Annotated in this window: 27 protein-coding genes; 7 read left to right on the plus strand and 20 right to left on the minus strand. The window is 66.0% G+C overall.

Features of this window, described 5'->3' with window-relative positions; genetic code table 11:
• Positions 1 to 20 precede the first annotated feature (20 nt).
• Both ACIBJI_RS05970 and ACIBJI_RS05975 read right to left on the minus strand, forming a co-directional pair.
• On the minus strand, positions 21 to 1631 hold the full coding sequence (locus tag ACIBJI_RS05970) for an MFS transporter (protein WP_364340280.1): 1611 nt from the start codon (positions 1629 to 1631) through the stop codon (positions 21 to 23).
• Between the two features lie 2 nt (positions 1632 to 1633).
• Entirely contained in the window at positions 1634 to 1771 is a 138-nt protein-coding gene (locus ACIBJI_RS05975; protein WP_396955080.1) for a hypothetical protein, read from the minus strand.
• A gap of 113 nt (positions 1772 to 1884) precedes the next feature.
• Here ACIBJI_RS05975 and ACIBJI_RS05980 point away from each other — a divergent pair, with 113 nt between their 5' ends.
• Both ACIBJI_RS05980 and ACIBJI_RS05985 read left to right on the plus strand, forming a co-directional pair.
• On the plus strand, positions 1885 to 2679 hold the full coding sequence (locus tag ACIBJI_RS05980) for an META domain-containing protein (protein WP_364340278.1): 795 nt from the start codon (positions 1885 to 1887) through the stop codon (positions 2677 to 2679).
• Between the two features lie 2 nt (positions 2680 to 2681).
• Entirely contained in the window at positions 2682 to 3200 is a 519-nt protein-coding gene (locus tag ACIBJI_RS05985) for a hypothetical protein (protein WP_397083225.1), read from the plus strand.
• A 6-nt stretch (positions 3201 to 3206) separates the two neighbouring features.
• Here ACIBJI_RS05985 and ACIBJI_RS05990 read toward each other — a convergent pair whose 3' ends face one another.
• The 9 genes from ACIBJI_RS05990 to ACIBJI_RS06030 all read right to left on the minus strand — a co-directional run bounded on the left by ACIBJI_RS05990 (position 3207) and on the right by ACIBJI_RS06030 (position 13397).
• Positions 3207 to 3836 (minus strand): DUF1579 family protein, encoded by a 630-nt coding sequence (locus tag ACIBJI_RS05990; protein WP_397083227.1) that lies wholly within the window; start codon positions 3834 to 3836, stop codon positions 3207 to 3209.
• Positions 3837 to 3991: 155 nt separating this feature from the next.
• Positions 3992 to 4777, minus strand: a complete 786-nt coding sequence (gene tpiA, locus ACIBJI_RS05995) for a triose-phosphate isomerase (protein WP_364340272.1) — start codon at positions 4775 to 4777, stop codon at positions 3992 to 3994.
• Between the two features lie 3 nt (positions 4778 to 4780).
• Positions 4781 to 5995 carry a phosphoglycerate kinase gene (locus ACIBJI_RS06000; RefSeq protein ID WP_364340270.1) on the minus strand — a complete coding sequence of 405 codons (1215 nt, stop codon included), beginning with the start codon at positions 5993 to 5995 and terminating at the stop codon, positions 4781 to 4783.
• Between the two features lie 5 nt (positions 5996 to 6000).
• A complete protein-coding gene (gene gap / locus ACIBJI_RS06005; RefSeq protein WP_327099906.1) occupies positions 6001 to 7020 on the minus strand; it encodes a type I glyceraldehyde-3-phosphate dehydrogenase in 1020 nt (339 codons plus the stop codon).
• A gap of 329 nt (positions 7021 to 7349) precedes the next feature.
• Positions 7350 to 8333, minus strand: coding sequence for a DNA-binding protein WhiA (whiA, locus tag ACIBJI_RS06010; protein ID WP_364340266.1), 984 nt, complete (start codon positions 8331 to 8333; stop codon positions 7350 to 7352).
• Positions 8324 to 9370: a uridine diphosphate-N-acetylglucosamine-binding protein YvcK gene (gene yvcK, locus ACIBJI_RS06015; RefSeq protein WP_364340264.1), complete on the minus strand. Its 1047-nt coding sequence runs from the start codon at positions 9368 to 9370 to the stop codon at positions 8324 to 8326. Before yvcK ends, whiA begins: the two co-directional genes overlap by 10 nt.
• Positions 9367 to 10389, minus strand: coding sequence for an RNase adapter RapZ (gene rapZ / locus ACIBJI_RS06020; protein ID WP_364340262.1), 1023 nt, complete (start codon positions 10387 to 10389; stop codon positions 9367 to 9369). The genes yvcK and rapZ overlap by 4 nt, the downstream gene beginning before the upstream one ends.
• Before the next feature lie 83 nt (positions 10390 to 10472).
• Positions 10473 to 12506 carry an excinuclease ABC subunit UvrC gene (gene uvrC / locus ACIBJI_RS06025; protein ID WP_397083230.1) on the minus strand — a complete coding sequence of 678 codons (2034 nt, stop codon included), beginning with the start codon at positions 12504 to 12506 and terminating at the stop codon, positions 10473 to 10475.
• A 45-nt stretch (positions 12507 to 12551) separates the two neighbouring features.
• Positions 12552 to 13397 (minus strand): LysR family transcriptional regulator, encoded by an 846-nt coding sequence (locus ACIBJI_RS06030; protein WP_364340258.1) that lies wholly within the window; start codon positions 13395 to 13397, stop codon positions 12552 to 12554.
• A gap of 82 nt (positions 13398 to 13479) precedes the next feature.
• On the opposite strand from ACIBJI_RS06030, the gene ACIBJI_RS06035 reads away from it, so the two are divergent.
• Positions 13480 to 14475 carry a bile acid:sodium symporter family protein gene (locus ACIBJI_RS06035; protein WP_364340256.1) on the plus strand — a complete coding sequence of 332 codons (996 nt, stop codon included), beginning with the start codon at positions 13480 to 13482 and terminating at the stop codon, positions 14473 to 14475.
• A 10-nt stretch (positions 14476 to 14485) separates the two neighbouring features.
• Here ACIBJI_RS06035 and ACIBJI_RS06040 read toward each other — a convergent pair whose 3' ends face one another.
• Positions 14486 to 14923: a hypothetical protein gene (locus ACIBJI_RS06040; RefSeq protein WP_364340254.1), complete on the minus strand. Its 438-nt coding sequence runs from the start codon at positions 14921 to 14923 to the stop codon at positions 14486 to 14488.
• 118 nt (positions 14924 to 15041) lie between these two features.
• On the minus strand, positions 15042 to 15725 hold the full coding sequence (locus ACIBJI_RS06045) for an HAD family hydrolase (protein WP_396955075.1): 684 nt from the start codon (positions 15723 to 15725) through the stop codon (positions 15042 to 15044).
• A gap of 174 nt (positions 15726 to 15899) precedes the next feature.
• On the opposite strand from ACIBJI_RS06045, the gene ACIBJI_RS06050 reads away from it, so the two are divergent.
• The gene (locus ACIBJI_RS06050; RefSeq protein WP_397083233.1) at positions 15900 to 17849 is read left to right on the plus strand and encodes a gamma-glutamyltransferase family protein; all 1950 of its coding nucleotides are present in this window, start codon (positions 15900 to 15902) and stop codon (positions 17847 to 17849) included.
• A 190-nt stretch (positions 17850 to 18039) separates the two neighbouring features.
• Here the strand turns inward: ACIBJI_RS06050 and ACIBJI_RS06055 are convergent, their stop codons facing one another.
• The 4 genes from ACIBJI_RS06055 to ACIBJI_RS06070 all read right to left on the minus strand — a co-directional run bounded on the left by ACIBJI_RS06055 (position 18040) and on the right by ACIBJI_RS06070 (position 21272).
• Positions 18040 to 18540 (minus strand): PH domain-containing protein, encoded by a 501-nt coding sequence (locus tag ACIBJI_RS06055; RefSeq protein ID WP_397083235.1) that lies wholly within the window; start codon positions 18538 to 18540, stop codon positions 18040 to 18042.
• A gap of 3 nt (positions 18541 to 18543) precedes the next feature.
• On the minus strand, positions 18544 to 19017 hold the full coding sequence (gene ribH, locus ACIBJI_RS06060) for a 6,7-dimethyl-8-ribityllumazine synthase (protein WP_364340246.1): 474 nt from the start codon (positions 19015 to 19017) through the stop codon (positions 18544 to 18546).
• Positions 19018 to 19128: 111 nt separating this feature from the next.
• Complete coding sequence (locus ACIBJI_RS06065) at positions 19129 to 20373, minus strand: bifunctional 3,4-dihydroxy-2-butanone-4-phosphate synthase/GTP cyclohydrolase II (protein ID WP_040692104.1); 1245 nt, start codon at positions 20371 to 20373, stop codon at positions 19129 to 19131.
• 275 nt (positions 20374 to 20648) lie between these two features.
• Positions 20649 to 21272 (minus strand): riboflavin synthase, encoded by a 624-nt coding sequence (locus ACIBJI_RS06070; RefSeq protein ID WP_364340244.1) that lies wholly within the window; start codon positions 21270 to 21272, stop codon positions 20649 to 20651.
• Positions 21273 to 21912: 640 nt separating this feature from the next.
• On the opposite strand from ACIBJI_RS06070, the gene ACIBJI_RS06075 reads away from it, so the two are divergent.
• Positions 21913 to 22320 (plus strand): hypothetical protein, encoded by a 408-nt coding sequence (locus ACIBJI_RS06075; protein WP_364340242.1) that lies wholly within the window; start codon positions 21913 to 21915, stop codon positions 22318 to 22320.
• An 11-nt stretch (positions 22321 to 22331) separates the two neighbouring features.
• Here the strand turns inward: ACIBJI_RS06075 and rpe are convergent, their stop codons facing one another.
• Positions 22332 to 22988 (minus strand): ribulose-phosphate 3-epimerase, encoded by a 657-nt coding sequence (rpe, locus tag ACIBJI_RS06080; RefSeq protein WP_364340722.1) that lies wholly within the window; start codon positions 22986 to 22988, stop codon positions 22332 to 22334.
• Positions 22989 to 23084: 96 nt separating this feature from the next.
• Here rpe and ACIBJI_RS06085 point away from each other — a divergent pair, with 96 nt between their 5' ends.
• Positions 23085 to 23507 carry an anti-sigma factor gene (locus ACIBJI_RS06085; RefSeq protein ID WP_364340241.1) on the plus strand — a complete coding sequence of 141 codons (423 nt, stop codon included), beginning with the start codon at positions 23085 to 23087 and terminating at the stop codon, positions 23505 to 23507.
• 86 nt (positions 23508 to 23593) lie between these two features.
• Positions 23594 to 24397 (plus strand): RNA polymerase sigma factor SigF, encoded by an 804-nt coding sequence (locus ACIBJI_RS06090; protein WP_396955257.1) that lies wholly within the window; start codon positions 23594 to 23596, stop codon positions 24395 to 24397.
• Positions 24398 to 24403: 6 nt separating this feature from the next.
• Here ACIBJI_RS06090 and ACIBJI_RS06095 read toward each other — a convergent pair whose 3' ends face one another.
• Together ACIBJI_RS06095 and ACIBJI_RS06100 are read right to left on the minus strand one after the other, a co-directional pair.
• Positions 24404 to 24739 (minus strand): MmcQ/YjbR family DNA-binding protein, encoded by a 336-nt coding sequence (locus ACIBJI_RS06095; protein ID WP_364340720.1) that lies wholly within the window; start codon positions 24737 to 24739, stop codon positions 24404 to 24406.
• A gap of 210 nt (positions 24740 to 24949) precedes the next feature.
• Positions 24950 to 26266, minus strand: a complete 1317-nt coding sequence (locus ACIBJI_RS06100; protein WP_397083237.1) for an RsmB/NOP family class I SAM-dependent RNA methyltransferase — start codon at positions 26264 to 26266, stop codon at positions 24950 to 24952.
• Positions 26267 to 26859 lie beyond the last annotated feature (593 nt).

Here is a 26859-nt window from a genome sequence, read left to right on the forward strand (position 1 = left end):
CCACCCCGGCTCGACGCGACCTACGGTGTGTCTACCGCGACCAGGTGTGTGGTGGTGTCCTGGCCGATCATGAACTCCGCGACGGCGCGTTCGCGCAGTTGGTCCTGGGCGGTCAGGCGTACCTGATGCTGGTGCATATGCTCCGACCACGAGCGCACCACGAATGCCTCCACATAGCGGTCGACCACCCCGACATCGCGATACAGCCGCCATTCCATCGCGCCGGTGCGCTGCATGGACCGTCCGACGAACACCATCGCGGCCAGGAATTCATCGACCTTCTCCGGCGGGACATCGTAGGTGCGCAGCACCAGCACCGGTCCGTCCTCAGGATCCGGTTCGACCACGAGTTGCGGTTCCGGCCAGAAGGCGCTCGGGCTCAGATCCAATTCCTCCGCATTGTGGCGGATCGGCAGCCAGACCGAACTCAGCGCGGAACCTGCCAACAGCACCGCCGCCACCAGTAGCGCGGCCACCGGGCCAACCGCGCCCGCGACCAGCCCCCATACCAGCGAACCGAGTGCCTGGCCGCCCATGAACACCAGCATGTACACCGACAACCCACGCGCCCGCACCCACGCCGGCAGCAGCAGTTGCATGGTCGCGTTCATCGTCGACATGGCCAGCAGCCAGGCGAATCCGGCTCCGACCAACAGCACGAGCACCACAGGCACGCTGTGCAGCACAGCCGCACCCGCCGATGCGATGCCGAACAAGATCGCGGCCGCGGTCAAACGCTGTGTGGGGGTCAGCAGCGTGCGCACCCGCCCCAGGCCGACCGCACCCGTCACCGCGCCGAGGCCGAGCGCGCCGAGCAGCAGACCGTAGCCGGATGAGGACAAGCCGAGCTCGTCACGGGCGATCACGGGCAGCAGCGCCCACACCGCGCTCGCCGGGGCGATGAACAGAATCGAGCGCAACAGCACCCGACGGATCGCGGGCGCGGCGCGAATGAACCGGGTGCCCGCCTGCAGCGCGGCCAGCGGACGTTCACTGGGCAGCTTCCGTTCCTTCGCCGGTCTGCGCCAACTGACCAACACTGTGACAATGCCGACGAATGAGACCGCATTCAGCGCGAACACCAGCGTCGGCCCCGACACCGAAACCAGCACACCCGCGATGGCGGGCCCGACCGCGCGCCCGATATTGATATTCATGCTGCCCAGCGCCGCGGCGGATGGAATCTCTTCGCGCGCAACGAGTTCTGGCTGTATGGCCTGCCAAGACGGTCCCGTCAACGCCTGCCCGCACCCGAGCAGGAACAGCAACGTCAACAGCACGCCGGGAGTCGTGTGCCCAGTCGCCGTCGATACCGCGAGCACCGCTGCCAACACCGCCATAGCCGACTGCGCCCCCACCAACAACCTGCGCCGATCCAACAGATCCGCCAACACCCCCGACGGAATCGACAACAGCATCACCGGCAATGTCGTCGCCGTCTGTACGAATGCCACCAATGTCGCGGCATTGGGCGCGTCGACCAGAATCCACTGCGCCCCAACGGTTTGCATCCAGGTACCCAGATTCGAGACCAACTGCGCGATCCAGAGCGCCCGATAGATTCGCGACCGTAACGGCGCCCAAGTGGATAAAGGTGTCGTCGCATCGGCAGTGGTCACGGGCCCGAGCATAGCTACGGGTCGAAATACGTGCCGTTCGCTATTTCGCTCAACGGTGCGCTGGTGCTGGCAACGGCCTGGGCGCGGGTCCGTCCGATGGCAGGCCGGGGCTGCTGGTCGAGCAGCGGGATCGGCCGCCGCAGATCGACCATGGTCGCCAGCGGGATCGGGTCTTCGCGCTCGATGCCGGGCCGGACCGCTGGTTGTTTGTGGTCGGCAGCTGAGTTGCGCGGTTTCCAGCGGCGACGCCCGTACCATCGGCTACATGTCGGCTACAACGGTGCGCGTCGGGGTTCTGCTGGCTATGGCGGCCGGTCTGGTGGCCGGGTGTTCGGGTGATGACAAGCAAGAGGAGAAACCGGCGGGGTCTCCGATGGGACGGACATTTGTTTCGACCGGGGTCGTGGGGCAGCAGATTCCTGGCGGCGGGCCGATGATCCTCACCTTTGCCGATGGCAAGATCTCGGCGAATTCCGGCTGTAATACGGCCGACGGCACGGTGGATCTGACCAATGGGATCCTGCACGTCGGGACGCTCGCGAGCACACTGCTGGCATGTCCGGAGGAACGTGACCAGGCCGATAGTTGGCAGGACAAGGTGTTGACGTCGCTGCCCAAATGGCGGATCGACGATTCGACACTGACGCTGACCGGGAAGGAAATAACGGTCACTTTGCTGGACAAGAAGGTCGCCCAGCCCGATAAGCCGCTCATCGGCACGACATGGATCATCTCCGCCTTGATGACGCCCGATGCGCAGATCCGTTCGCAGACGCTGGACGATGTGAAGCCCACGCTCACCATCGCGGCGGACGGTGGGGTCTCCGGCAACACCGGATGCAATCGTATGACCGGTCACGCCACCCCATCACCGGCCGCAAACGGTCCGGACGTCACGTTCCAGATCGGAACCACGAAGATGGCGTGCGCACCGGAGATCATGGAGGTCGAGCAGGGGGTGCTGAAGGCACTCGACGGCAAGACGACGGCCACCGTTGACGCGGACACGCTGATCCTGCGCAATACCAACGGCTTCGGCCTGACACTGCGCGCGGCGTAGCCGTGGACGAAAATGCCTCCCGCACACCGGATCTGCGCCACCCAGACCGCAAACGCACCTGGCATGTGGAGATCGGTCCGTGGCCTGATCTTCCGTCCGCCCACATCGAGAAGATGCCCACGCCGCCGTCACCGGTGACCCTCGTGCGCTACGCGGAGCTCTACACCGCCGCCGGGCGCGCCCGCCGCACCGAAGACGGCGGCTGGGATGTGGATGCCGTCACCGCACTACTAGCCGCGCGAGACGAATTCCTGCACACCATCTTCACTTTGGGCTTCATCGACCCCGATGGCGCGCTCCTGGCCGAATGCTCGGTCGGCATTTCCGGTACCACGGCCGTGCTGTACATCGTGCACGCCACCAAGCAGCCCGCCGAACTCGCCCACCTCCTGCGCGGCACCCTGTACCGGTTACATGTGCACTATCCGGACGTCCGGACCGCCGAGATCTCGATGGACCCGCGCGACGAGCCACTCGAGCTGGCACTAACAGCCAGCGGTTTCATCGTGAATCACCTCTGATTCCGACTACTTCCGCGTCAGGATCACACGGTCCGCAATCCGCTCCGCCTCCCCGGGCGGCGCGAAGTAGAGTTCCATGGTCACCCGATCCGCCGACTCCAGTTCGATCACCGTCCGCATCGGAATCGGCTTGCCGACGAACTGCGGACCGAGCACGCCCGGATCGGTGAACTCCCCGGCCACCTCGATGTCGGCAGCGCCGCCGCTGCCCTTGGCGCCCTTGTAGGTCATCATCATCGGCGTCACGCTGTCCACCGTCGACCATTCGTAGCGGTCGTCGGTCGGCGAATAACCGAGTGTGCCGAGCCGGTAGTACGGTTTGCCGCCGAAGGTCCCCTCGGCCTCCTCCTGCATGAAGTTATTGCCCGTCTTGCCGATCCAGTGCCAGCGTGAGGTGATATCGCTCTTGATCGGATTGTCCGCGGTTCCGCCCGCGATAAAGGTCGACTTCGCGCCGTTCCATTCGCCCACCAGCTGGTCCAGCTTCTGGTGCCCGGCATCCTGGTTGGTGGGAGCCGCCTCGGAACTCGATATGGTTTCCACCGGTGATGGGGAATCGTCGGAGCATCCGGCCCCGAACGCGGTGAACGCCATAAGCGCAACCGTGACCAGTGCGCGCGCCTTCGTTGATCTCACGTGAAAGTCCTTGTCGGCCAACTGGATCTTCAGACGCGAACAGCATCGCACCACCGGCACCGGTACGCCTCGCCCCGAGCGGGAAGTCCCGAACGCAAATCAGCCCGGCAACACGCGATCAGGCGTGCTACCGGGCTGGTTTGAACATTCACCCGTCAGGGCAGCGGACCACCCGCGGCAATCGCGGACAGCGTGGCGAATTCGTCACCCTTGAGCGACGCACCGCCGACAAGTGCGCCGTCGATATCGGTCTGCGCGACCAACTCGCCGACGTTCTTGGCATTCACCGACCCCCCGTAGAGCACCCGCACACCCGCCGCGACCTCGGCGGAGGCCAGTTCGACGAGCTCCGCGCGAATCGCACCGCAGACTTCCTGCGCGTCGGCGGGGGTTGCGACCTTACCGGTGCCGATGGCCCAGACCGGCTCGTAGGCGATGACGATCTTCGAAACCTCTTCGGCCGTCAGGCCTTTGAGCGAGCCGCGCAACTGCTCGAGGTTGTACTCGACGTGGGTCTTCGCCTCGCGGACATTGAGACCCTCGCCGATGCACACGATCGGGGTGATCCCGTACTTCAGCGCCTGCTTCGTCTTGGCCAGCACGGTGGCGTCGTCCTCTGAGTGGTACTGCCGCCGCTCCGAGTGGCCCACGACCGCGAAGGTGCAGCCCAGCTTGGACAGCATCGCGGCGCTGATCTCACCGGTGTACGCGCCCGCGTCGTGTGTCGAAACATCCTGCGCACCATAGGTGAGCAGCAGCTTGTCACCCTCGACGAGAGTCTGCACGCTGCGGATATCGGTGAACGGCGGAATCACCGCGACGTCGACCTTGGCGAAGTACTTCTCCGGCAGCGCGAAGGCGATCTTCTGCACCAGGGCGATGGCCTCGAGGTGGTTGAGGTTCATCTTCCAGTTGCCCGCGATGAGCGGTTTGCGTGCCATGGTTCAGTCCTCCAGTACCGCGATACCGGGCAATTCCTTGCCCTCGAGGTATTCCAGGGATGCGCCGCCACCGGTGGAGATGTGCGAGAAACCGTCATCGGGCAGGCCGAGCGCGCGCACGGCTGCGGCCGAATCGCCACCGCCGACAACGGTGAACGCACCCTTGCCCGTCGCCGTCACGATCGCCTCAGCGATACCCCGGGTACCGGCGGCGAAGTTCTCGAACTCGAATACGCCCATCGGGCCGTTCCAGAACACCGTCTTCGCCTCGGTGAGCAGTACCGCGAACCGGTCCACCGACTCGGGACCGACATCCAATCCGAGCCAGCCGTCCGGAATCTCGTGGGCGGGCACCACCTTCGAATCCGCGTCGGCCGCGAACTTATCCGCGACGACGATATCGCGTGGCAGGTGGATGACATCCGCGTAGCGCTCCAGCAGGCCCTTGCAGGTCTCGATCATCTCCTCCTGCAGCAGCGAGCCGCCGACCGAAAGCCCCTGTGCGGCAAGGAAGGTGAAGCACATGCCGCCGCCGATCACCAGGGTGTCGACCTTGGGGGCCAGTGCCTCGATGACGGCCAGCTTGTCGGAGACCTTGGAACCGCCGAGCACGACCGCGTACGGGCGCTGCGAGTTCTCGGTCAGCTTGGCCAGCACCTCGACCTCGGCGGCGACCAGCGTGCCCGCGTAATGCGGCAGCAACTCGGCCACGTCGTAGACCGAAGCCTGCTTGCGGTGCACCACACCGAAGCCGTCGGAGACGAACGCGCCATCATCGCCGACCAACTCGACCAGCGCCGCCGCCAGCTTGGCCCGCTCGGCATCGTCCTTGCTGGTTTCGCGCGGATCGAAGCGCACATTCTCCAGCAGCAGCACATCGCCGTCGGTCAGGCCCTCCGAGCGTGACAGCGCGTCGTAGCCGACGACGTCACCGGCCAGCTGGACATTGCGGCCCAGCAGCTCGGCCAGCTTCACCGCGACCGGGGCGAGAGAGAACTTCGGATCCGGCTCACCCTTCGGGCGGCCCAGATGCGCCGTGACGACCACCTTGGCGCCGGCCTCGACCAGCGCCCGCAGCGTCGGCACCGAGGCGATGATGCGGCCCGGGTCGGTAATCTCGCCGTTCTCGTCGAGGGGGACGTTCAGATCGGAGCGCACGAGCACGCCCCGACCCTCGACACCCTCGTTCAGCAGATCCTGGAGCGTCTTGACTGCCATGCGCGTCAGAGCGACTTGCCGACGAGGCCGATGAGGTCGGCCAGGCGGTTGGAGTAGCCCCACTCGTTGTCGTACCAGGAGTACACCTTCACCTGGTCGTCGATGACCTTGGTCAGCGGCGCGTCGAAGATCGACGAATGCGGGTCGGTGACGATATCGCTGGACACGATCGGGTCCACGCTGTACTTCAGGATGCCCTTGAGCGGGCCATCCGCGGCGGCCTTGAACGCGGCGTTGATCTCCTCGACCGTGGCCTTCTTGGCCAGATCCGCGGTCAGGTCGGTGATCGAACCGGTGGGGATCGGGACGCGCAGCGAGTAGCCGTCCAGCTTGCCGTTCAGCTCGGGCAGCACCAGGCCGATGGCCTTCGCGGCGCCGGTGCTGGTCGGCACGATGTTCAGCGCGGCAGCGCGGGCGCGGCGCAGATCCTTGTGCGGGCCGTCCTGCAGGTTCTGGTCCTGGGTGTAGGCGTGAATGGTGGTCATCAGACCCTTGACGATGCCGAACTCGTCGTTGAGGACCTTCGCCAGCGGACCGAGGCAGTTGGTGGTGCAGGAGGCGTTGGAGATGATGTTCTGGCTGCCGTCGTACTTGTCGTCGTTGACGCCCATGACGACGGTCAGATCCTCACCCTTGGCGGGCGCGGAGATGATGACCTTCTTGGCGCCCGCGGCGATGTGGCCCTTCGCCTTGGTCGCGTCGGTGAAAATGCCGGTGGATTCGACGACCACGTCGACGCCGAGGTCACCCCATGGCAGGGCGGCCGGGCCCTCCTTGATGGCCAGCGCCTTGATCCGCTGCTCGCCGACCACGATGGTGTCATCGCCGTCCAGCGACACGTCCTGCGGCAGGCGGCCCAGGATCGAGTCGTACTTCAGCAGAGTGGCCAGCGTCGCGTTGTCGGTGAGGTCGTTGACCGCGACGATCTCGATGTCGGTGGTGCCGAGCGCCTTCTGCGCCTCCACCGCCCGGAAGAAGTTACGTCCGATACGGCCGAAGCCGTTGATGCCTACCCGGACAGTCACGTTATCGCTCCTCAGCTTTCAAGCGGATTCATTCCGATGCCATAACCACACTAGTGCCCAGCCGTGCACTCTCCGACACGCACCTGGCATTCGTGAGGACGTGGGACCTGCGCAGACGCCCGTCCGTGTGGTTTCAGCGCACTAGTGCGCCGTCCGCGCCCTTGTTTCCGCTCACTACGGAATCCGATGCTCACCACGGCCACATGCCGCCCGAGCAGGTCCGACACCCGTGACCGCGGCGGCCTGGCGCCGGACCTCGGACCGTTAGCCGGGTAGACAGCTCAGCCTCGGAAAATACGAATCGCCGCCCATCCGGACGGCGATTCGGCTCACGCTTCGTCGAGCAGTTCGGCGGTGACGGCCGATTCGGTATCGGGTACGCCCAACTCCTTGGCCCGGCGGTCCGCCATCGACAGCAGCCGTCGAATCCGGCCTGCCACAGCGTCTTTCGTCATCGGCGGATCGGCGAGCTGGCCGAGTTCCTCCAGTGACGCCTGGCGGTGCTGCACCCGCAGCTTGCCAGCGGCGGCCAAATGGTCGGGCACCTCGTCGCCCAGAATATCCAGTGCGCGTTCGACTCTCGCGGCGGCGGCGACCGCGGCACGGGCCGATCGGCGCAGATTCGCATCGTCGAAATTGGCCAGGCGGTTCGCGGTGGCCCGCACCTCGCGGCGCAGCCTGCGCTCCTCCCAGACGATCCGGGTGTCCTGCGCACCCATCCGGGTCAGCAGTGCGCCGATCGCCTCGCCGTCGCGCACCACGACCCGATCGGTGCCGCGCACCTCACGCGCCTTGGCGGTGATGCCGAGCCGCCGCGCCGCGCCGACGAGCGCCAGCGCGGCCTCCGGACCGGGGCAGCTGACCTCGAGCGCCGAGGAGCGACCCGGTTCGGTGAGCGAGCCATGCGCGAGAAACGCTCCACGCCAAGCGGCTTCGGCATCGCCGATACTGCCACCGACCACCTGGGCGGGCAGACCTCGCACTGGACGTCCGCGCACATCGAGCAGACCGGTCTGTCTGGCCAGCGCCTCGCCCTCCTTGGACACCCGCACCACATAGCGCGAGGTCTTGCGTAGACCGCCCGCGCCGAGCACGTGCACATCGGAGCCGTAGCCGTACAGCTCGAAGATCTCCCGCCGTAGCCGCCGCGCGATGGAACCCATATCCACCTCGGCCTCGACGATCACCCGCCCGCCGACGATGTGCAGGCCGCCGGCAAACCGCAGCAGCGCAGACAGTTCCGCCTTGCGGGAACTCACCTGCGAGACCGTGAGCCTGCTCAGTTCGTCCTTCACTTCGGCTGTCATCGCCACGAGACGCGCTCCTTTCCACCCAACCCGGAACGCACATCCTGACCCATGTGCCGTCCCTCGACTCGAAGCCCTGCCATATGTGGCCGAGGTTGCCGGATCAGCTGATCCAGTGCGGCGGCAAGCTTTCCGGGGTGATGCCGGTCGGTTCCCGCTTCGGCGACATCGGAGAAGGTTACTCGCGCCCGCAATTGTTCGGCAGCCCTGGCCACATGTTCTCTTTCGCGACCTTCCGGCACCGACCCGGAATCGACCAGTACCTCGTCGACCACGAATTCCGGTGCGTGCTGGGACAATACATGGAGATGGCGTTCCGCGGAGAAACCCGCCGTTTCTCCCGGCTCCGCGGCCAGATTCAGCACCAGGACTTTGCGCGCTCTGGTATACACCAGCGCATCACGCAATTCGGGCACCAGCACGTGCGGAATCACGCTGGTGAACCAGGAACCCGGGCCCAGCACAACGACATCGGCGTGTTCGATGGCCGAGGTGGCCTCCGGACTGGCGGGCGGATCGGACGGAATCAGCCGCACGCGCCGCACCTTACCCGGTGTCGTCGCGATGGCGACCTGGCCGCGGATGCAGCGGCTCACGCGTGGGTCCGCTTCCAGCCCAGAAACATCCGCCTCGATATCGAGGGCGATGGGCGACATCGGCAGCACCCGCCCGGTGATACGCAACATCTTGGCGACCTCGTCCAGCGCAGCGACCGGATCGCCGAGCACCTCGGTCAGCCCGGCGAGGATCAGATTGCCGACCGAATGTCCGGCGAGTGCGCCAGTGCCGCCGAAGCGATGCTGCACGGTGCGCGTCCACACATCCTCACCGTCGGCGGCCAGCGCCGCGAGGGCCATGCGCAGATCGCCGGGCGGTGGCACACCGAGTTCGGCGCGCAGTCTGCCCGATGAACCGCCGTCATCGGCGACGGTCACCACCGCGCTGATCTTTCTGGTCAGCCGCCGCACCGCGGTGAGCGTCGCGTACAGGCCGTGCCCGCCACCGAGCGCAACTATGGCGGGATCCGATTCCCACCCCGTCATTCGCGCCCCAGATCCCGGTGCACGACTCGTACGACATCGGCTGGACCGGATTTCTCTGCCTGCAGTGAATCGAACACCGCGGAGCCGATCAGTTCGCCGAGTGCCTCGGCGATCGCAACGCTGCGGTGTTTACCTCCGGTGCAGCCAACTGCCACCGTCATGTATCGCTTCCCCTCTTGGCGGTAACCATTCGTCGTCAGGTCGACCAGGTGGTGGCAGGTGCTCAAGTAATCGGCCGCGCCGGGACGCGACAATACATACTCGCTGACCACGGTCTCCTGTCCCGAATGTTCCCGAAGTTCCGGTATCCAATGCGGATTGGGTAGAAAACGCACATCCAACACCATGTCCGCATCGAGTGGAACCCCGTACTTGAATCCGAATGACTGCACCGTCAGCTGCAGTGCGGTGGGCGCCCCGCCGCCGTAGGCCTCCTCCAACTTGCGGTGGAGCTGGTGGATCGAGAGTTCGGTCGTGTCGATCACCAGGTCGGCCGCCGTTTTCACGGCAGACAGGCGTATCCGTTCGGCCGCGATGCCCGCCGAGAGCGTACCGTCGGCGCTTTCGCTCTGCAGCGGGTGGCGTCGGCGCGCGAAGCCGAAGCGTCGGATCAGCACGTCATCGGAGGCCTCCAGGAACAAGATCCTGGTCGGTACTCCCGCCGATCGCAGCTGATCGGTGACCGCCGAGAGATCGCCGGTGAAGAAGCGGCTGCGCACATCCATGACCAGCGCGAGGCGGCGAATCGGCGGTTCGGCGGAGGCGCCGAGTTCCACCATCGGGCCGATCAGCTCCGGTGGCAGGTTATCGGTGACATACCAACCCAGATCCTCGAGTACACGGGCGGCGGTGCCGCGACCCGCGCCGGATAGGCCGGTCACGATGACCACCTCGACCTTCGGCTGCGGTGGGTTGCCGTCGCCGCGTTCGACAGGTGCGCCGAGAGTGCCCGCGGGACCGGTCCGCCCAGCGGTCGACCGCGGGCTGCCCGCACTGTTGTTCGATTCGACGCGTGTCATGTCCTACCGGATCTGTGTCAGGGTGCCTGTCGATCATCCCGCACCGGTTCCGGTATCGGGCGCAGACACACAACGTAGGTGTCTTATTCCTCCCGCAATGCGGCCAAAACAGCGTTCGCGGTCGCCACACCGATGCCGGGCACCTCGGTTATCTGCTCGACGGTGGCCTCCTTCAGTTTGGCAACCGACCCGAAATGCGTAACGAGCGCGGTCCGGCGGGACTCGCCCAGGCCACGCACCGAGTCCAATGCGGATGCGGTCATCCGGCGGGAGCGTTTGCTGCGGTGGAACGTGATGGCGAAGCGGTGCGCCTCGTCGCGCACCCGTTGCAGCAGATATAGCGACTCGCTATTGCGCGGCATGATCACCGGATCGCTCTCCCCCGGCACCCACACCTCCTCCAGCCGTTTGGCCAGACCGATCACCGCGACATCGGTGATGCCGAGTTGGTCGAGGACCTCGACGGCGGCGGCCACCTGAGGTGCGCCGCCGTCGACTACATAGAGATTGGGCGGGTAGGCGAATTTCCGCGGACGGCCGGTGCGTGGATCAATGCCAGGACGTGCGGTTAGTTCGAGATCGCCGTCGGCATGTCCTTCCTCCGGGCCGGATGCCAGTTCCTCGGCCGCAAGTTCGTCGCGTTCACGGCGCAGGCGATAGAACCGCCGCCTGGTCACCTCCGCGATGCTGCCGACATCGTCGGAGCGGCCCTCGCCCGCGGCCTCCTTGATCGCGTAGTGTCGGTACTCGGACTTGCGCGGCAGCCCGTCTTCGAACACCACCAGCGAAGCCACCACATCAGTGCCCTGCACGTGGCTGATATCCACACACTCGATTCGTAGCGGCGCGCTGTCCAGATCGAGGGCATCTTGAATGTCTTGCAGTGCAGCGGATCTCGAGGTCAGATCGCCCGCGCGCTTGAGTTTGTGCTGGGCCAGCGCCTCCATCGCATTGCGCTGCACAGTTTCGGCGAGCGCCTTCTTGTCACCGCGCTGGGGCACCCGCAGCCGCACCGCCGAGCCGCGCAGTTTGCTCAGCCATTCCTCCACCTGCTCGGCATCGGCGGGCAGTTCCGGCACCAGCACCTCGCGCGGCACCGCAGTGGCGGGTTGTTCGGCCTCGCCGTGTTCGTCCTCGCCCTGTTCGGCCTGCGCGGCCTGTTCGCCGTAGAACTGGGTGAGGAACTGCTCGACCAGCGCGGCCACCTCGCCACCGGCCTCCTGGCCGTCGATGGCGTCGCCGGATTTGTCGACCACCCAGCCGCGCTGACCGCGCACGCGGCCGTCGCGGACGTGGAAGATCTGCACCGCCACCTCGAGTTCATCGATGGCGAAGGCGACCACATCGGCGTCGGTGCCGGTGCCGAGGACGACGGCCTGCTTCTCCAGTGCCCGCCGTAGCGCTTGAACGTCGTCGCGGAGCCGGGCGGCGGTTTCGAAGTCCAGGTCCTCGGCGGCGTCGTGCATCCGGCGCTCCAAATCGCGCACCATGCGATCGGTGCGCCCGGCCAGGAAGTCGCAGAAGTCCTCGACGATCCGGCGATGCTCGTCGGCATCGACGCGGCCGATGCACGGGGCCGAGCATTTGTCGATATAGCCGAGCAGGCACGGCCGCCCGATCTGGTTGTGCCGCTTGAAGACTCCGTTGGAACAGGTGCGCGCGGGAAAGACACGCAGCAGCAGATCCAGGGTTTCCCGAATGGCCCAGGCGTGCGCGTACGGACCGAAGTACCGCACCCCCTTCTTGCGCGCGCCGCGATAGACGAACAGCCGCGGGTACTCCTCGTTCAAGGTGACCGCCAGCACCGGATACGACTTGTCGTCCCGATACCGCACGTTGAATCGGGGATCGAACTCCTTGATCCAGTTGTATTCCAGCTGAAGGGCTTCCACTTCGGTGGAGACCACGGTCCATTCGACGCTCGCCGCTGTGGTGACCATCTGCTTGGTCCGCGGATGCAGCGAAGCCACATCGGCGAAGTACGAATTCAACCTGCTGCGCAGGCTCTTCGCCTTGCCGACATAGATCACACGCCCGTGTGCGTCCCGGAATTTGTAGACACCGGGTTCAATGGGAATCGTGCCCGGCTTCGGCCGGTAGGTCGCGGGATCTGCCACGGATCCAAGCCTATCTACCGGCCCCGACACATCCGCACGGGCGGCTCAGCCGAAGCGGCGGGCACTGGCGACGATCGCATCGCACAGCGCCTGCTCGGGCGCGGACAGGGTCGTGCGACGGCGCATCAAGACGAATTCGAGGTCGCCGAGAACCGGAAGTCGCGGGTCGACGAGGACGCGCAGACCGTCCGGGATCAGGGTTTCGGCATGCACGATGACGCCGAGACCGGCGAGGACGGCAGCGCGCAGGCCGAGCTGGCTGTCGCTGGTGCAGGTCACGCGCCAGGTCCTGGCGTCGCGTTCGAGAGCCTGCAGTGCGATCCGGCGGGTCAGGCTGGGCGGCGGATAGGTGACCAGCGGGACCGGATCGTCGAATTCCGTTGGGGCCGAACGGCCCGCCCACACCAGGCGATCGCGCCAGAGCAGTTCGCCGTGCCGCTCACCGGGCAGGCGTTTGCCGACGACCAAGTCGAGTTCGCCGGTTTCCATGCGGGTTTTGAGGTTTTCGCTCAGGCCGACGGTGAGTTCCAGATCGACCCCCGGATGGGTGCGCTGGAATTCCAGGAGTACGTCGGGGAGTTCGTGGGCCATCACATCATCGGAGGCACCGAGACGGATCAAGCCCGTAAGGGTGGAGTCGGAGAAGTAGCGCTCGGCCGCACCCTGCGCGTCGAGGATGGTGCGGGCGAAGCCGACCATGGCCGCGCCGTCGGCGGTCAGCGCGAGATTGCGGGTATCGCGGCGGAACAACTCGCGGCCCGCGGCCTTCTCCAAACGGGCGATATGGCCGCTGATCGTCGACTGACGCAGACCGAGTATGCGACCGGCGGCGGTGAAACCGCCCGCGCGTTCGACGGCGAGGAAGGTGCGCAGCAGTTCGGGTTCGAACACGCTCCAATTATCACAGTTTGCGTTTATAGATATCGTTCTGAACGCCTACCGCGTTCAATTCGTGGAGTCGTAGGGTCGACGGGTGAAGTTCCTCGCCAAACTCCGTCTCGATGCGTTCATGCTCGGCATCCTGGCCAGCGTCGCGGTTGCCGCGCTGTTGCCCGCGCGGGGCGTGGCGGGCGATGCGCTCGACTGGATCACCAAGGTCGCGATCGGTGTGCTGTTCCTGTTGTACGGCGCCCGACTCGAGCCCCGAGAGGCACTCGCCGGTTTGCGGCATTGGCGATTGCATTCGACGGTGCTGGCGGTGACCTATCTGGTCTTCCCCCTGATCGGGCTGGCGTTGCGCGTGCTGGTGCCGTCGGTGCTGACCGATGATCTCTACACCGGCGTGCTCTTCCTGTGTCTGGTGCCGTCGACCGTGCAGTCATCGATCGCCTTCACCTCGGTTGCTCGCGGGAACGTGGCGGGCGCGGTGGTCAGCGCGTCGCTGTCGAATCTGATCGGCGTCTTCGCGACCCCGCTGCTGGTCATGCTGCTCATGGACACCACCGGCAATGCCACCGTCTCCCCCACCGCGCTCCTCGCGATCGTCGTTCAGTTGCTACTGCCCTTCCTGGCAGGCCAACTCTTGCGCCCCCGGATGACCTGGCTGCTGCGGCATGCCACTGTCACCAGGGCCGTGGATCGCGGCTCGGTCTATCTCGTCGTCTATGCCGCCTTCAGCGCGGGCATGGTGGAACACATCTGGAGCGGTATTTCGCCGCGGGCACTACTGGCCACCGTCGCGGTTTGCGCAGGCATTCTCGCCCTGGTCCTGACGATCACCACCTTCGGCAGTCGCCACCTGAGCTTCTCCCGTCCCGATCAGATCGTCACGGTGTTCTGCGGCTCGAAGAAGAGCTTGGCCACTGGGCTCCCCATGGCCTCGGTCCTCTTCGCGGGACACTCGGTCGGCCTGATCGTGTTGCCGCTCATGGTCTTTCACCAGATCCAGCTATTGACCTGCACGGTCCTCGCCCAGCGCTACGCGCGATCAGCACTCGTGACTGCCGAGCCGGCCGCACAACCCGCCTGATCCGGAGTATTCACCACTCGGCGTCGGTGACCCGGATGTCGAACCACGCCTTGGCCTCTGGTCGCCACAGCTGGTAGACGATCGTCGCCGACGCACCCAGCGCGAACAGGACGACGATCAGCCCGGCCAAGTCGGGGACAGCCTCGACGTGAATCCGCAGCACCGCGACGCACTGCACCGCGGCCGACACGATCGCGACGCGGCGCACCCGCGACCCACGGCCGAGGACCAGTACGGCGAGGCCGAGCACCCAACTGCAGCCGAATTGCAGGGTCGCGGATCTGGCCGCCTCGTCCCCGGCGATCAAGCCCATGACGACCGGATAGGCGAGGCCGAAGCCCGCAAGTCCCAATGCGGCTTCTCTGGCCTCGCGGACCGATTCGGGCAGGCCGACGGGACGCGCCGTCCGCACCGCCGAAGATTCGAAATATGCCTCGGCTTCATCCATGGCCACTCCCCGTCGAGCTTGCGCACCGTGATGTGGTGGGCGTCACAGCAAGCTAATTCAGTTCAGGGACATCGACATTCAGGAACAGCAGAGTGTGTCGTAGGTCACATACTGGATATTAGGCCAGTTCGTGTCGCCGCAGCACCTCGAGCAGACCTTCGGTGCGCTCGACCGTCGGCAACGGATCGACCAGCGCGAAACCGCAGCCCGCCGCTACCGCACCACCATCGGCCACGGCACTGTCGCCGACCATGAGCGCCATTTCGGGACGCACACCGAGTTGTTCCACCGCGGCCAGGAAGATCCGTGGATCCGGCTTCACCGCACCGACTTCGAACGACAGCGTGTGCGCGGCGACGAGCCGATCCCAACCGTTGGCGGCGAACGCCGGGCGGATATCGAAGGCGATATTGCTCACCACTGCGACCGGGATACCCTGTGCCGCAAGGGTTTTCAGCACGGAACCGGTATCCGGGTACGGTGTCCAGACCAGCGGGTCGAGCATCCAGTCGTAGAGCCGCTCGACCAACGCCGGTGTCGGCAGCCCGGCTTGTCGCAGCACCTCGTGGTAGGAGCTTCGGTGCATTGCCGGATCCAGATCCCGCCGCTCCCAGGCCAGCTGGCCCTCGGCATCGAAGACCGCACTGGCACCGACCGGCCTCGTCATCCGATCCAGGATCGCCTCCTGCTGCGACCGGTCCAGGGGTTTGCCATCGGCCCCGACCAGATCGGCCCAGGTTTCATCGGGTTCCAGCCGGAAGAGCGTGCCGGAGAAGTCGAACAACACCGCCTCGATCGCCACCGTGCCAGGTTACCGACGGCTGGCTTCGAGCGGCGACCTCAGCGCTCAATCCCGCAGAAATCGCATCCCAACGGGTGCCCAATGCGATTGCCCACTAACCGTTTTCGCTGAACTCACCAGTGCTGGGCACCGGATTCCACGCGACGCTCGCCGATCGGCGATACAGTGCGGTCCATGAGTGGCACGCGAAGAACCTGGGTCAGCGCCGCGGCGGCGCTCACGCTCATCGTCGGCGTTGTCAGCGGATGTTCATCCGATGACACACCGGCGAACGCGGCGTGTAGTGCGACGCCGAACGGGACCCCGGTGGTCGCGACCTCAGCGGGTGCGGCACCTGGCGCGACCAAGGATTTGAGCACCAATCCGGAGATCGCGACCGGCTACCGATCCGATATGACGGCGGTGCGCACCAAGACCTATGCGGTGTCCACGGCCAACCCGGTCTCTACCAAGGCCGCCTGCGAGGTGCTGAGCAACGGCGGCACGGCCGCGGATGCACTCATCGCGGCGCAGATGGTGCTCGGGTTGGTGGAGCCGCAGGCCTCCGGCATCGGTGGTGGCTCGTTCATGCTCTATTACGACGCGGCCAGCAAGAGCGTGGAGGCGTACGACGGTCGGGAGATCGCCCCGGCGGCGGCGACCGAGAATTATCTGCGCTGGGTCAGCGATACCGATCGGACCGAGCCGAAGCCGAGTGCCCGTGCGAGCGGACGCTCGATCGGCGTGCCCGGCGTCTTGCGCATGCTGGAACTGGCGCATCGCGACCACGGCAAGACCGCTTGGCGGGACCTGTTCGACCCGGCCATCGGGCTGGCCGATCGCGGCTTCCCGATCAGTCCGCGCCTGGCCGGTCAGATCGTCGAATCCGCCAAGGATCTCGCGGTGGACGAGTCCGCGAAGGCCTACTTCCTCAATCCGGACGGCACCCCGAAACGGGCCGACACCCTACTGACCAACCCGGCAATGTCCAAGACTTTGAACGCCATTGCCACCGACGGCGCGAATGCCTTCTATACCGGCGCCATCGCCCACGACATCGTCGACGCGGCCGGATCCACTGCGGGCGGGCGCACCCCGAGCCTCGTCACCGCCAACGACCTCGCCGGATATCAGGCCAAGAAGCGGACCGCACTCTGCACGAACTACCGCACGCACGAGATCTGCGGTATGCCGAGCCCGTCCTCGGGCGGCATCACCGTCGCGGCCACCCTCGGCATCCTGGAGAACTTCGACCTGTCCGCGCTGAGGCCGGACAATATCGACCGCAACGGCGGCAAACCGAAGGCCGAAGCGGTGCATCTGATCTCGGAGGCCGAGCGGCTCGCCTACGCCGACCGGAACAAGTACGTCGCCGATACGGATTTCATTCCGCTGCCGGGTAATTCGCCGCAGACCCTGCTGAACAGGGATTATCTGAAGCAGCGCGCCGGTCTCATCGATCCCGGCCACAGCATGGGCACCGCGCAGCCCGGCGATTTCGGCCCGGTGCCGCTGGGCGTCGGGCCACAGCCGCCCGAGCACGGCACCAGCCATATTTCGGTGGTCGATAAATACGGCAATGCCGCCTCGATGACCACCACGGTGGAATCGGCCTTCGGATCGTTCCATCTCGTCGACGGATTCGTGCTGAACAACCAGCTCACCGATTTTTCCGCCGATCCGCTCGGCACCGATGGCGCCCCCGTCGCCAATCGCGTGCAGCCGGGTAAGCGGCCGCGCAGCTCGATGAGCCCGACTCTGGTCTTCGACCACAATGCCGACGGCTCCCGCGGCGATCTGACCCAGGTCGCCGGCTCCCCCGGCGGTTCGGTGATCATCCAGTTCGTCGTGAAAGCCCTGATCGGCGTCCTGGATTGGGGCCTGGACCCACAACAGGCGGTCTCCGCGCTCGCCTTCGGCGCCGGAAACAGTCCGGCGACCGGCGTCGGCGGCGAGCACCCCGCCATCAATGCCACCGATAACGGCGATCACGATCCGCTGGTCCTACGCCTGCGCGAACTCGGCCACCAAGTCTCGGTCGCACCCCAATCCAGCGGCCTCAGCGCATTGCAGCGCGACGGCGATGGCTGGATCGGCGGTGCGGACCCGAGGCGCGAAGGCGCCGTCCTCGGCGACACCCGCTGACCTGCTGCTGCTCTATCCGGTCCGCAGCATCGGATAGAGCACCGGCCGATGCGCGAATCGCGGAACAGCGGCAAGGCTGTTCGGCGGCGAGCCGCAATCGGCTAGAAGTTGCCATAAGCGGATCGTTAGTGAATGCATCGGCGAGTACGCGGGCTTCGGATCTCATGCAATCCGATAGCAATACACCCGCCTACTCCTGCGCGGCAGTATATTTCGCGCCCAGCATCCGCAGCTTGTCCAAGGCCTCGACAGCGCGTTGCTTGTCGTTGGAGCGGATTGCCATGAGGGGGACGTAGTCGTCGTCGACCAGTTCGAGGCGGGCCCAGGACTTTCGGTCCGGAAAGGAGACACCGCGGATGTACTCCCAGGGGAATTCGGTGTCACCCAGGATGTTCCGCACCGAGACGCCGCGCTTGCCGACACGTACGCGCGGCCGGGTCAGTAGGAGCACCGCTGCCGCACCGAGTACGCCGATGCCGATCATCGCGAACTGGTCCGCGAGGCGGAAGTTCACGCCCGTCGAACCGTGACGCAATAGTAAGCCGCCTGCGGTGAACCCGGCGACGAGCAGCACCGCGACGGTCCATGCGGTCCGAACCGCGCGATTCGGCCGCACCTCGAGCTCCCACTCGCCGGAGCTCGATTCGGTAGCCGCGGCCTGGCCTCTACGCCAGATGCGAACGACCGGCATGGTCTACGGCCGCAGAGCGCGCAGCGTCAACGCGGCATCGAGTGCTGCCGCGGCCGCCTGTTCGCCCTTGTTCTCGGCGGAGCCCGGCAATCCGGCCCTGTCCAGCGCCTCCGCCTCGTTATTGGTGGTCAGCACGCCGTTGGCCACGGGCGTACCCGCATCGAGCGATACCCGCGTGAGACCGGCCGTCACCGCATCACAGACGTATTCGAAATGCGGTGTGCCACCGCGGATCACCACACCGAGCGCGACCACCGCGTCATGTGAGCGGGCCAATTCCTGAGCAACCACCGGAAGTTCCATCGCACCCGCGCACCGCACCACGGTGATGTGCTCGACGCCCGCATCCTTGGCCACCTTCTCCGCATTCGCGACGAGGGTGTCGCAGATCTGGGTGTGCCAACGCGAGGCGACGATGCCGAGTTTCAGATCCTTGGCATCCGACAGCTCGAAGCTGGGTACGCCAGTGCCGCTCATGCCCGCGCCTCGCTGGCGCTCGGCTTCGGCATGCGCGATGCACGCTGTGACATGGTTGGCTCGCTGCGCTCGCTCACTGAATTCCCTTCCAGGCTGCGTCGATGTGAGAAATCACTGCGCGGTCTCGCCGAGATCGAGTTCATCCAACCCGATCAGGTCGTGGCCCATCCGGTCCCGCTTGGTTCGCAGGTACCGCAGGTTTTCGGCATTGGCGCGCAACGGCATCGGCACCCGCTCGGTGATCTTCAGCCCATAGCCGTCCAGTCCGACGCGCTTGGCCGGATTGTTGGTGAGCAGGCGCATGGACCGGATCCCGAGATCCACCAGGATCTGCGCGCCGGTGCCGTAGTCGCGGGCGTCGGCGGGCAGGCCGAGCTCCAGATTCGCATCGACGGTATCGTGACCAGAATCCTGCAGCTGGTAAGCCTGCAGCTTGTGCATCAGACCGATGCCGCGACCCTCGTGTCCGCGCATGTAGAGGACCACACCGCGACCCTCCTGGGCCACCATCTCCAGTGCGGCGTCCAACTGCGGACCGCAATCGCAGCGCAGAGAACCGAAGACGTCGCCGGTGAGGCACTCGGAATGCACCCGCACCAACACATCGTCACCGTCATCGATATCGCCGCGCACCAACGCGACATGTTCGACATCGTCGTAGATGCTCTGATAGCCGACGGCCTTGAATTCGCCGTGCGCCGTGGGGATCCTGGCCTCGGCGACCCGAATGACCTGCTTCTCGTGCTTGCGCCGCCAGGCGATCATCTCCGCGATGGAGATCAGCGCCAGATTGTGCTCGTCGGCGAAAACGCGCAGCTCCTCGGTGCGGGCCATATGGCCCTCGTCCTTCTGGCTCACGATCTCGCAGATGACACCGGCAGGCTGCAATCCGGCCATCCGCGCCAGATCGACCGCGGCCTCGGTGTGGCCGGGACGACGCAGCACGCCGCCCTCCTTGGCGCGCAACGGAACCACGTGACCCGGACGGGTCAGATCGTCGGCCTTCGCATTCGGGTCGGCGAGTAGTCGCATGGTGGTGGCACGGTCGGCGCCGGAGATACCGGTGGTGATGCCCTCCCTGGCATCGACCGACACGGTGTAGGCGGTGCCGTGCTTGTCCTGGTTCTGCGCGTACATCGGCGGCAGGCCGAGCCGATCGCAGTCCTCGCCTGTGAGCGGCACACAGATATAACCCGAGGTGTAGCGAATCATGAAGGCGACCAGCTCGGGGGTCGCCTTTTCCGCCGCGAAGATGAGGTCGCCCTCGTTCTCACGGTCCTCGTCGTCGACGACGACGACCGCCTTACCGGCGGCGATATCGGCGACTGCGCGCTCGATGGTGTCGAACCTGGTCACGTCTGTTGTGCTCCATCTCGAAATAGGTGCCCCCATACAGTACTGTGCTCAACCTGCCGCACCTGCGGCGCGGCGTGTTCACGGGCCCCTGCTGTCTCGCGTCCGAGCGGTCGAGACATACGACTGCGTCGTATGCGCTTCGGCCACTCGGCTGTGTTCGATGGCCGAGCCTTCGGCGCGGACGCGAGCCGGGCCGCGAGCGGTCGCTCGTAGAATTCGCTCCGTGGTGGCCGCCAGGGTGGGAGCGGCACGTTCAGCACAGCGTCTACTCGCTGTCAGCCGCGCTGTTGGAGGCGTTCGACGTACTTGGCGATGACATCCACTTCCAGGTTCACCGTGGCGCCGACGGCGGCGGCGCCCAGGTTCGTCATGGACAGCGTGGTCGGGATCAGCGAGACCTCGAACCAGTCCTGATTGCCGTCGGCTGCGGGCACGTCGGCGATGCCGAGACCCGAGACGGTCAGCGAGATGCCGTCGACGGTGATCGAACCCTTCTCCACTACATAGCGGGCGATCGCGTCGGGCAGCGAGATCCGCACGACCTCCCAGTTCTCCGACGGCGTGCGCGTGAGCACGGTGCCGGTGCCGTCGACGTGGCCCTGCACCAGGTGGCCGCCGAGCCTGCTGTTCAGCGCGGCCGCACGCTCGAGATTCACCCGTGAACCCGTGCCGAGTCCGCCGATGCTGGAACGGTTCAGCGTCTCCTGCATCACGTCGACGGTGAACGAATCGCCGTCGACCACATCGACAACGGTCAGGCAGACGCCGTTGACGGCGATCGAATCACCGTGCCCGGCATCGGAAGTGACCAGCTTGCCCCGGATCGTCAGCCGAGCGGCATCGGCCAGCTCTTCGGTGGCGACGATCTCGCCGAGTTCCTCGACGATGCCTGTGAACATGCCTTGACTCCCTGTCGCGTGGTTTCTACGGTGCCGAACAGCCGGGATCCGGCGACTATTCCCGCCGGTACGCCGATCCCTCCTCAGCCTAACGACGCCGGGTCGTAGACGGCACCGCGGTTCCAGCCAGCGGGGCGGTGGATACCGGGGGTTCGGCAAGTAGCCGGTAAGCCGACCGCAGAGCACCGCGGCTCGCGCCGAACCAGCGGCAATTATTTTTCGAAGCGAAATATTACGCATCCGTGCGGAAATATCGCTGTTTTCCGGCGACAATAATTTTTCATTACCAGTTCCGGAACCACACGAATGGATTTCATCCGTCGCACATAGTATCTAGCATGTTGTAATACCCAACGGAGACACGATTAGACCAAAACCTTGCGCAGCGCCGAAAAGGATCGCAAGATTGTTATGTAGCTGATTCCTATGCTTCAACTTCGACCCGAGCAGTTCGGTGCGGAACGGTTCTACCCGGTCCGACGTGGCCCGGCGAGTTCGTACCCAGCGAAATCCACCACTCGAGGAAGCCGGAGACAGCAGTGGGTCAAATCAGGTTGGACACGAATGGGGGTGTTGCGTGACCACTCTTGTCGATTCGACGCTCGAAGTTCGCTGCGTGCAGTACCGGAGCGAATTTCATATGCCGGCTTCGATCGACCCGACGTCCCGCCGCATCCTGCTCCATATCGGCACCTATTACGGGGCGATCACGATGCCCGCCGACCTGGGCGAACAGGTGCAGCAGCAGCTCATCCAGGCGCAGATCGCAGCACCGGTGGTGCACCACCCGCGAGCCGAGCGCTGGACCTTCATCACCGGTCCGGCCCGTCCCGATACCCTCAGCGTGGCCGTCTCCGCGGAGCTGTTCCGGATCTACGCGACCGTCGCATGCACGGGGAGTCAGGTCGCGCTGCCCTCACCGGATGACGAGCGCACCGGCTACCGCACCTGGATCCAGCCGCCGGAGAACGCGACAACCCTGCCACCGCTCAGCGCGGTGATCGAGGCGACGCGCGCCATCGGCAGCCGGAAAGTGCCCGCCCGCTAGCAGTTTCGTGACTAGGAGCTGCGCAGCGCCGCGGCTTGCTGCCGCAGCTTTTCGACGGTCGCACCCGGGTCGGCGGTGTTGTAGATCGCGGATCCGGCGACGAAACAATCGATGCCTGCCTCCGCGGCGGCCTCGATCGTGTCGGCATTGATGCCGCCGTCGATTTCCACGATCAAACGCAGTTCGCCCGCGTCCACCAGTCGGCGCACGATTCGCGCCTTTTCCAACACATGTGCAATGAACGACTGTCCGCCGAAGCCCGGCTCCACGCTCATCACCAGCAGTGTGTCGAAGTGGCGCAGGATCTCCAGATACGGCTCGATCGGCGTATTCGGCTTCACCGAAAGACCGGCCTTGGCACCGGCCGCGCGAATATCGCGCGCGACCGCGATCGGATCGTCGGTCGCCTCGGCATGGAAGGTGACGTTGTACGCACCCGCCTCCGCGTAGGGCGGAGCCCAGCGGGCCGGATCCTCGATCATCAAATGGCAGTCGAGCGGAATGTCGGTGGCCTTCAACAGACTTTCGACCACCGGAAGCCCGAGGGTGAGATTCGGCACGAAGTGTGCGTCCATCACATCGACATGCAACCAATCGGCGCCATGCACCGCGTTTGCCTCATCCGCGAGGCGTGCGAAGTCGGCGGAGAGGATGGATGGGGCGATCATCGGCGTGGGCGGGCGCGTAAACGTCGAACTGGACACATCGCGGGAGCTTACCGGTACCTAGGGTTGCTCCGGCCGGGAGTGGGTAGCCTGCATAGGGTGATCAACATTTCGGCGGAACAGGGGCTCTACAGCACCCCGGTGGAGATTCGGGTGGCTGCGTCGGTGACGCAGCTGCCGATCGTGCGCGGGCTCGCCGAAACACTGGTGCTGCTCAGCGATTTCACCCTCGACGAGGTGGCCGATGTCCGGCTGGCCGTTGACGAGGTGTGCTCGACGCTGATCGCGGTCGCGGCACCGGCGACCAGCCTGCACTGCCGGTTCACCGTGGGTGACACCGAATTGCTCGTCAAGGTGACCGGCCTAGCCGGGACGGAGGGGCTGCCGGATCAGCGCAGCTTCGGCTGGCATGTACTGCGCACCCTCACCGATGAAGTACAAGCGACACAGGACCCGTTCGACTCGGCCGCATCCGGATATCCGACGACGGTGGAGTTCCGTCGGGTCCGGGGGAAAGCGTAGTGGCGGACGAGAACACTGTGTCCGACGCCGAGCAGAACGACGCCGAACCCGTGCTGACCGAAGAAGCCCAGGACGACGCCGAACCCGTGCTGACCGAAGAAGCCGCAGAGGAAGTCGAAACCCTCCAGGCGTCCGGCGCGGGGTACGACGATGTCGGCGCGCTGTTCGAGCAGCTCGCCGCAAGTAAACCGGGCACCGCGCGGCATACCGCACTGCGTGCAGAGCTGATCGGCCGGTGCATTCCGCTCGCGGATCACATCGCCCGCAAATTCAGTGGGCGCGGTGAGCCGTTCGACGATCTCACGCAGGTCGCGCGGGTCGGTTTGGTGCATGCGGTGGACCGTTTCGATATTTCGCGCGGCTCGAATTTCCTGTCCTTCGCGGTGCCGACGATCATGGGTGAGGTGCGTCGCTATTTCCGCGACAACACTTGGGCCATGCGGGTACCGAGACGGGTGAAGGAGACCCATCTGCGCATCGGCGCGGCCATCGACGCGCTCTCGCAAACCCTCGGCCGCTCCCCGACCGCGAAAGAGATTGCGGCCGAACTCGATGTGGATCCCGACGAGGTGACCCAGGCCGTCATCGCGGGCAACGCCTACCAGCCGAGCTCGATCGACGCCGCCTCACTCGGTCGCGATACCGAGGCATCGCTGCTCGACACCCTCGGCGAGGAGGAGTCGCAATTCGACCGGGTCGAGGAGTATGTCGCGATCCGTCCGCTGCTCGCCGGACTCCCGGAACGCGAACGCCGCATCCTCACCATGCGGTTTTTCGAATCGATGACGCAGACCCAGATCGCCCAGCGGATGGGGATCTCGCAGATGCACGTCTCGCGCATTCTCGCGAAGACCCTTGCCCGTCTGCGCGAACAGTCGGCCCGCGACTGAGTAGCCTCAGCGTGCCTGTTGTTTGCGAAGTTTCGCGGGCGCCGTCAAGCACCAGGCGGCGTCGAGCAGTTCGCGGAGGTGATCGGGCTCGATCCGGTCGAGGTCGATGAGGATGTAGGGGTATCCGTCGTAGTGCGGGGTGGTGTAGAAAGCCGGATCACCGGAGGTGAGCATGGCATCCTTCTCCGCCATCTCGCACAGCAGTACGAGTCCGCCCTCGGCCTCCGACCGCAACCGCGCGAACCCCTTTCCGCTCACCTTCAGCGCGGGACTGCGCCACCACGTCGACTCCGCCACCTCGGGAAGTTCGGTGGCCAGCGCCACCACCTGCTGCCATGTCATCGCCACGCGATTCAGTCTGCGCCGCCGACGCGCCTGTGGCTTGGACGAATGTCGCCTCGGAGTGTGGACCTCCTGTGGTCTTTTCGGGCCGACCGATGCAACGGCCGACAACAATGATGTGCGACGACCCGAACCGCGACATGGCTCGCTACCGGTCCGACTGCCAGAGGGCGATCCTGGCAGGTCGCCGGACCCGCCTCGGAGCAGGTGCTACTCGAGAGGCTTCCGCAGGGCGGCGAGGAACATGGCGTCGGTGCCGTGGCGATGTGGCCAGAGTTGGGCGCCGGGGCCATCGCCGATATCGGTGACGCCGGGCAGGAGCTCGCGGGTGTCGAGTTGGATGGCGTTGGTGCGGCGGGCCGCGTCGGCGACGACGGCGACGGTCTCCAGGAGATGGGGGGAGCAGGTCGAGTAGAGGACCACGCCGCCGGGGCGCAGGAGATCCCATGCGCCGGCGAGGAGTTCGCGTTGCAGGACAACCAGTTCGGCGACATCGGAAGGGGTACGCCGCCAGCGGGCCTCTGGGCGGCGACGCAGTGCGCCTAGGCCGGTGCACGGTGCGTCGACGAGGATGCGGTCGTAGCCAGGGGCGAGGCCGCTGTTGCGACCGTCGGCAACGTGCACGTCGACGGGTAGGTCGCGGACCGTCTTGCGGACCAGCTCGGCGCGGTGTTCTGCCGGTTCGACCGCGTCGACGCGATGGCCGTCTATTGCGGCGATCGCACCGAGCAGGGCCGCTTTGCCACCGGGTCCGGCGCACAGATCGAGCCAGCGGCCGTTGTCCGTACCTTCCAGTTCTGCTCGGGTCAGCGCGAGTGCAACGAGTTGACTGCCCTCGTCCTGTACTGCCGCCATACCTTCGCGGACCGGCTCCAGCTTGCCGGGATCGCCGCCGCCGTCGAGGTAGACCGCGTACGGCGACCACTTGCCCTCTTCACCGCCGGTCACCAGTGCCAGTTCCTCAGCGGTGATATCGCCGGGACGAGCCACCAGATGCACGATCGGCCGAGCATCATCGGCCGCCAGCACATCCCGCAGTTCCCCGGCCCGAGCGCCGAGCGCATCCGCGAACGCCTGCGCGATCCAGACCGGATGCGCGAATTCGAATGCCAACCGGCCCACCGGATCTCGCGGCGCGAGTTCGTCCACCCAGGCATCGACGGACTTCTCCCCCGCCCGCCGCAGCACGGCATTCACGAAACCCGCTTTGCCCGCGCCGAATTCCGTGCGCGCCAATGCCACCGAGGTATCCACCGCCGCATGCGCCCCGATCCGGGTCCGCAGCAACTGATACACCCCGACCCGCAGCACATCCAGCAGCGGCCCATCGATCTCGTCAACCGGCCGCCCAGCACCCGCCGCGATCACCGCATCCAGCAGCCCGAGCGAACGGCAGGTCCCGTAGGTCAGCTCGGTCGCCAACGCCGCATCCCGCCCCGAAATCCGCCGCTCCCGCAGCAACCCTGGCAGCACAAGATTCGCGTAAGCCTCCCGCTCCCGCACCGCCCGCAACACATCCCGCGCCACGAGCCGCACCGGATCGCCGTATGCTACTGAATCCTTTGGCCGCCCACGGCCTTTCGTTGCTTCGGCAGGCCTGTCCGAAGCGCCACCGGCTCGGCCTGCCGCTGCAGCCGAACCCCGCGCAGGATTCGAACGCCGCTCACCACCACCCGCAGCCTGTCGCCCCTCGTTCGATCCGGCCGAACTGGACTTCGCCGGGCGGTTGGCCCGCCGCTGCCCGCCGGACGCCGCATCGCTCTCACCCCGCGCATGTCGGTCATTGCCAGACCGACTCGTGCCCCGGAGGCTGTCATCCCGTGCCGAAGACCGCCTCGTGGCATCGCCACGCCTCTCCGGATCGTCCTGTCCGCCGACTCCTCGGCCCTGCCATCCACCGCGCACCGAGCCTTTGTCCTGCGCCGAGCGCGAACCTTTGCGCTGCGACGAACCGTCCCCCGATGATGCGGACTTGCGCTGTTCGGTCATATTCCGCCGCTCTGATCGGGGCCGTGGCGCATCGCCACGGGTCTGGTCGGTGCGCCACGGTCGAGCTTCGTCGTCGCGCCGTATGGACTGCGAATTCTTCTGTTGTGCACCACTTTTCGATGACGTCGCGC

The sequence above is a fragment of the Nocardia sp. NPDC050408 genome (assembly GCF_044458905.1).
Taxonomy (GTDB): domain Bacteria; phylum Actinomycetota; class Actinomycetes; order Mycobacteriales; family Mycobacteriaceae; genus Nocardia.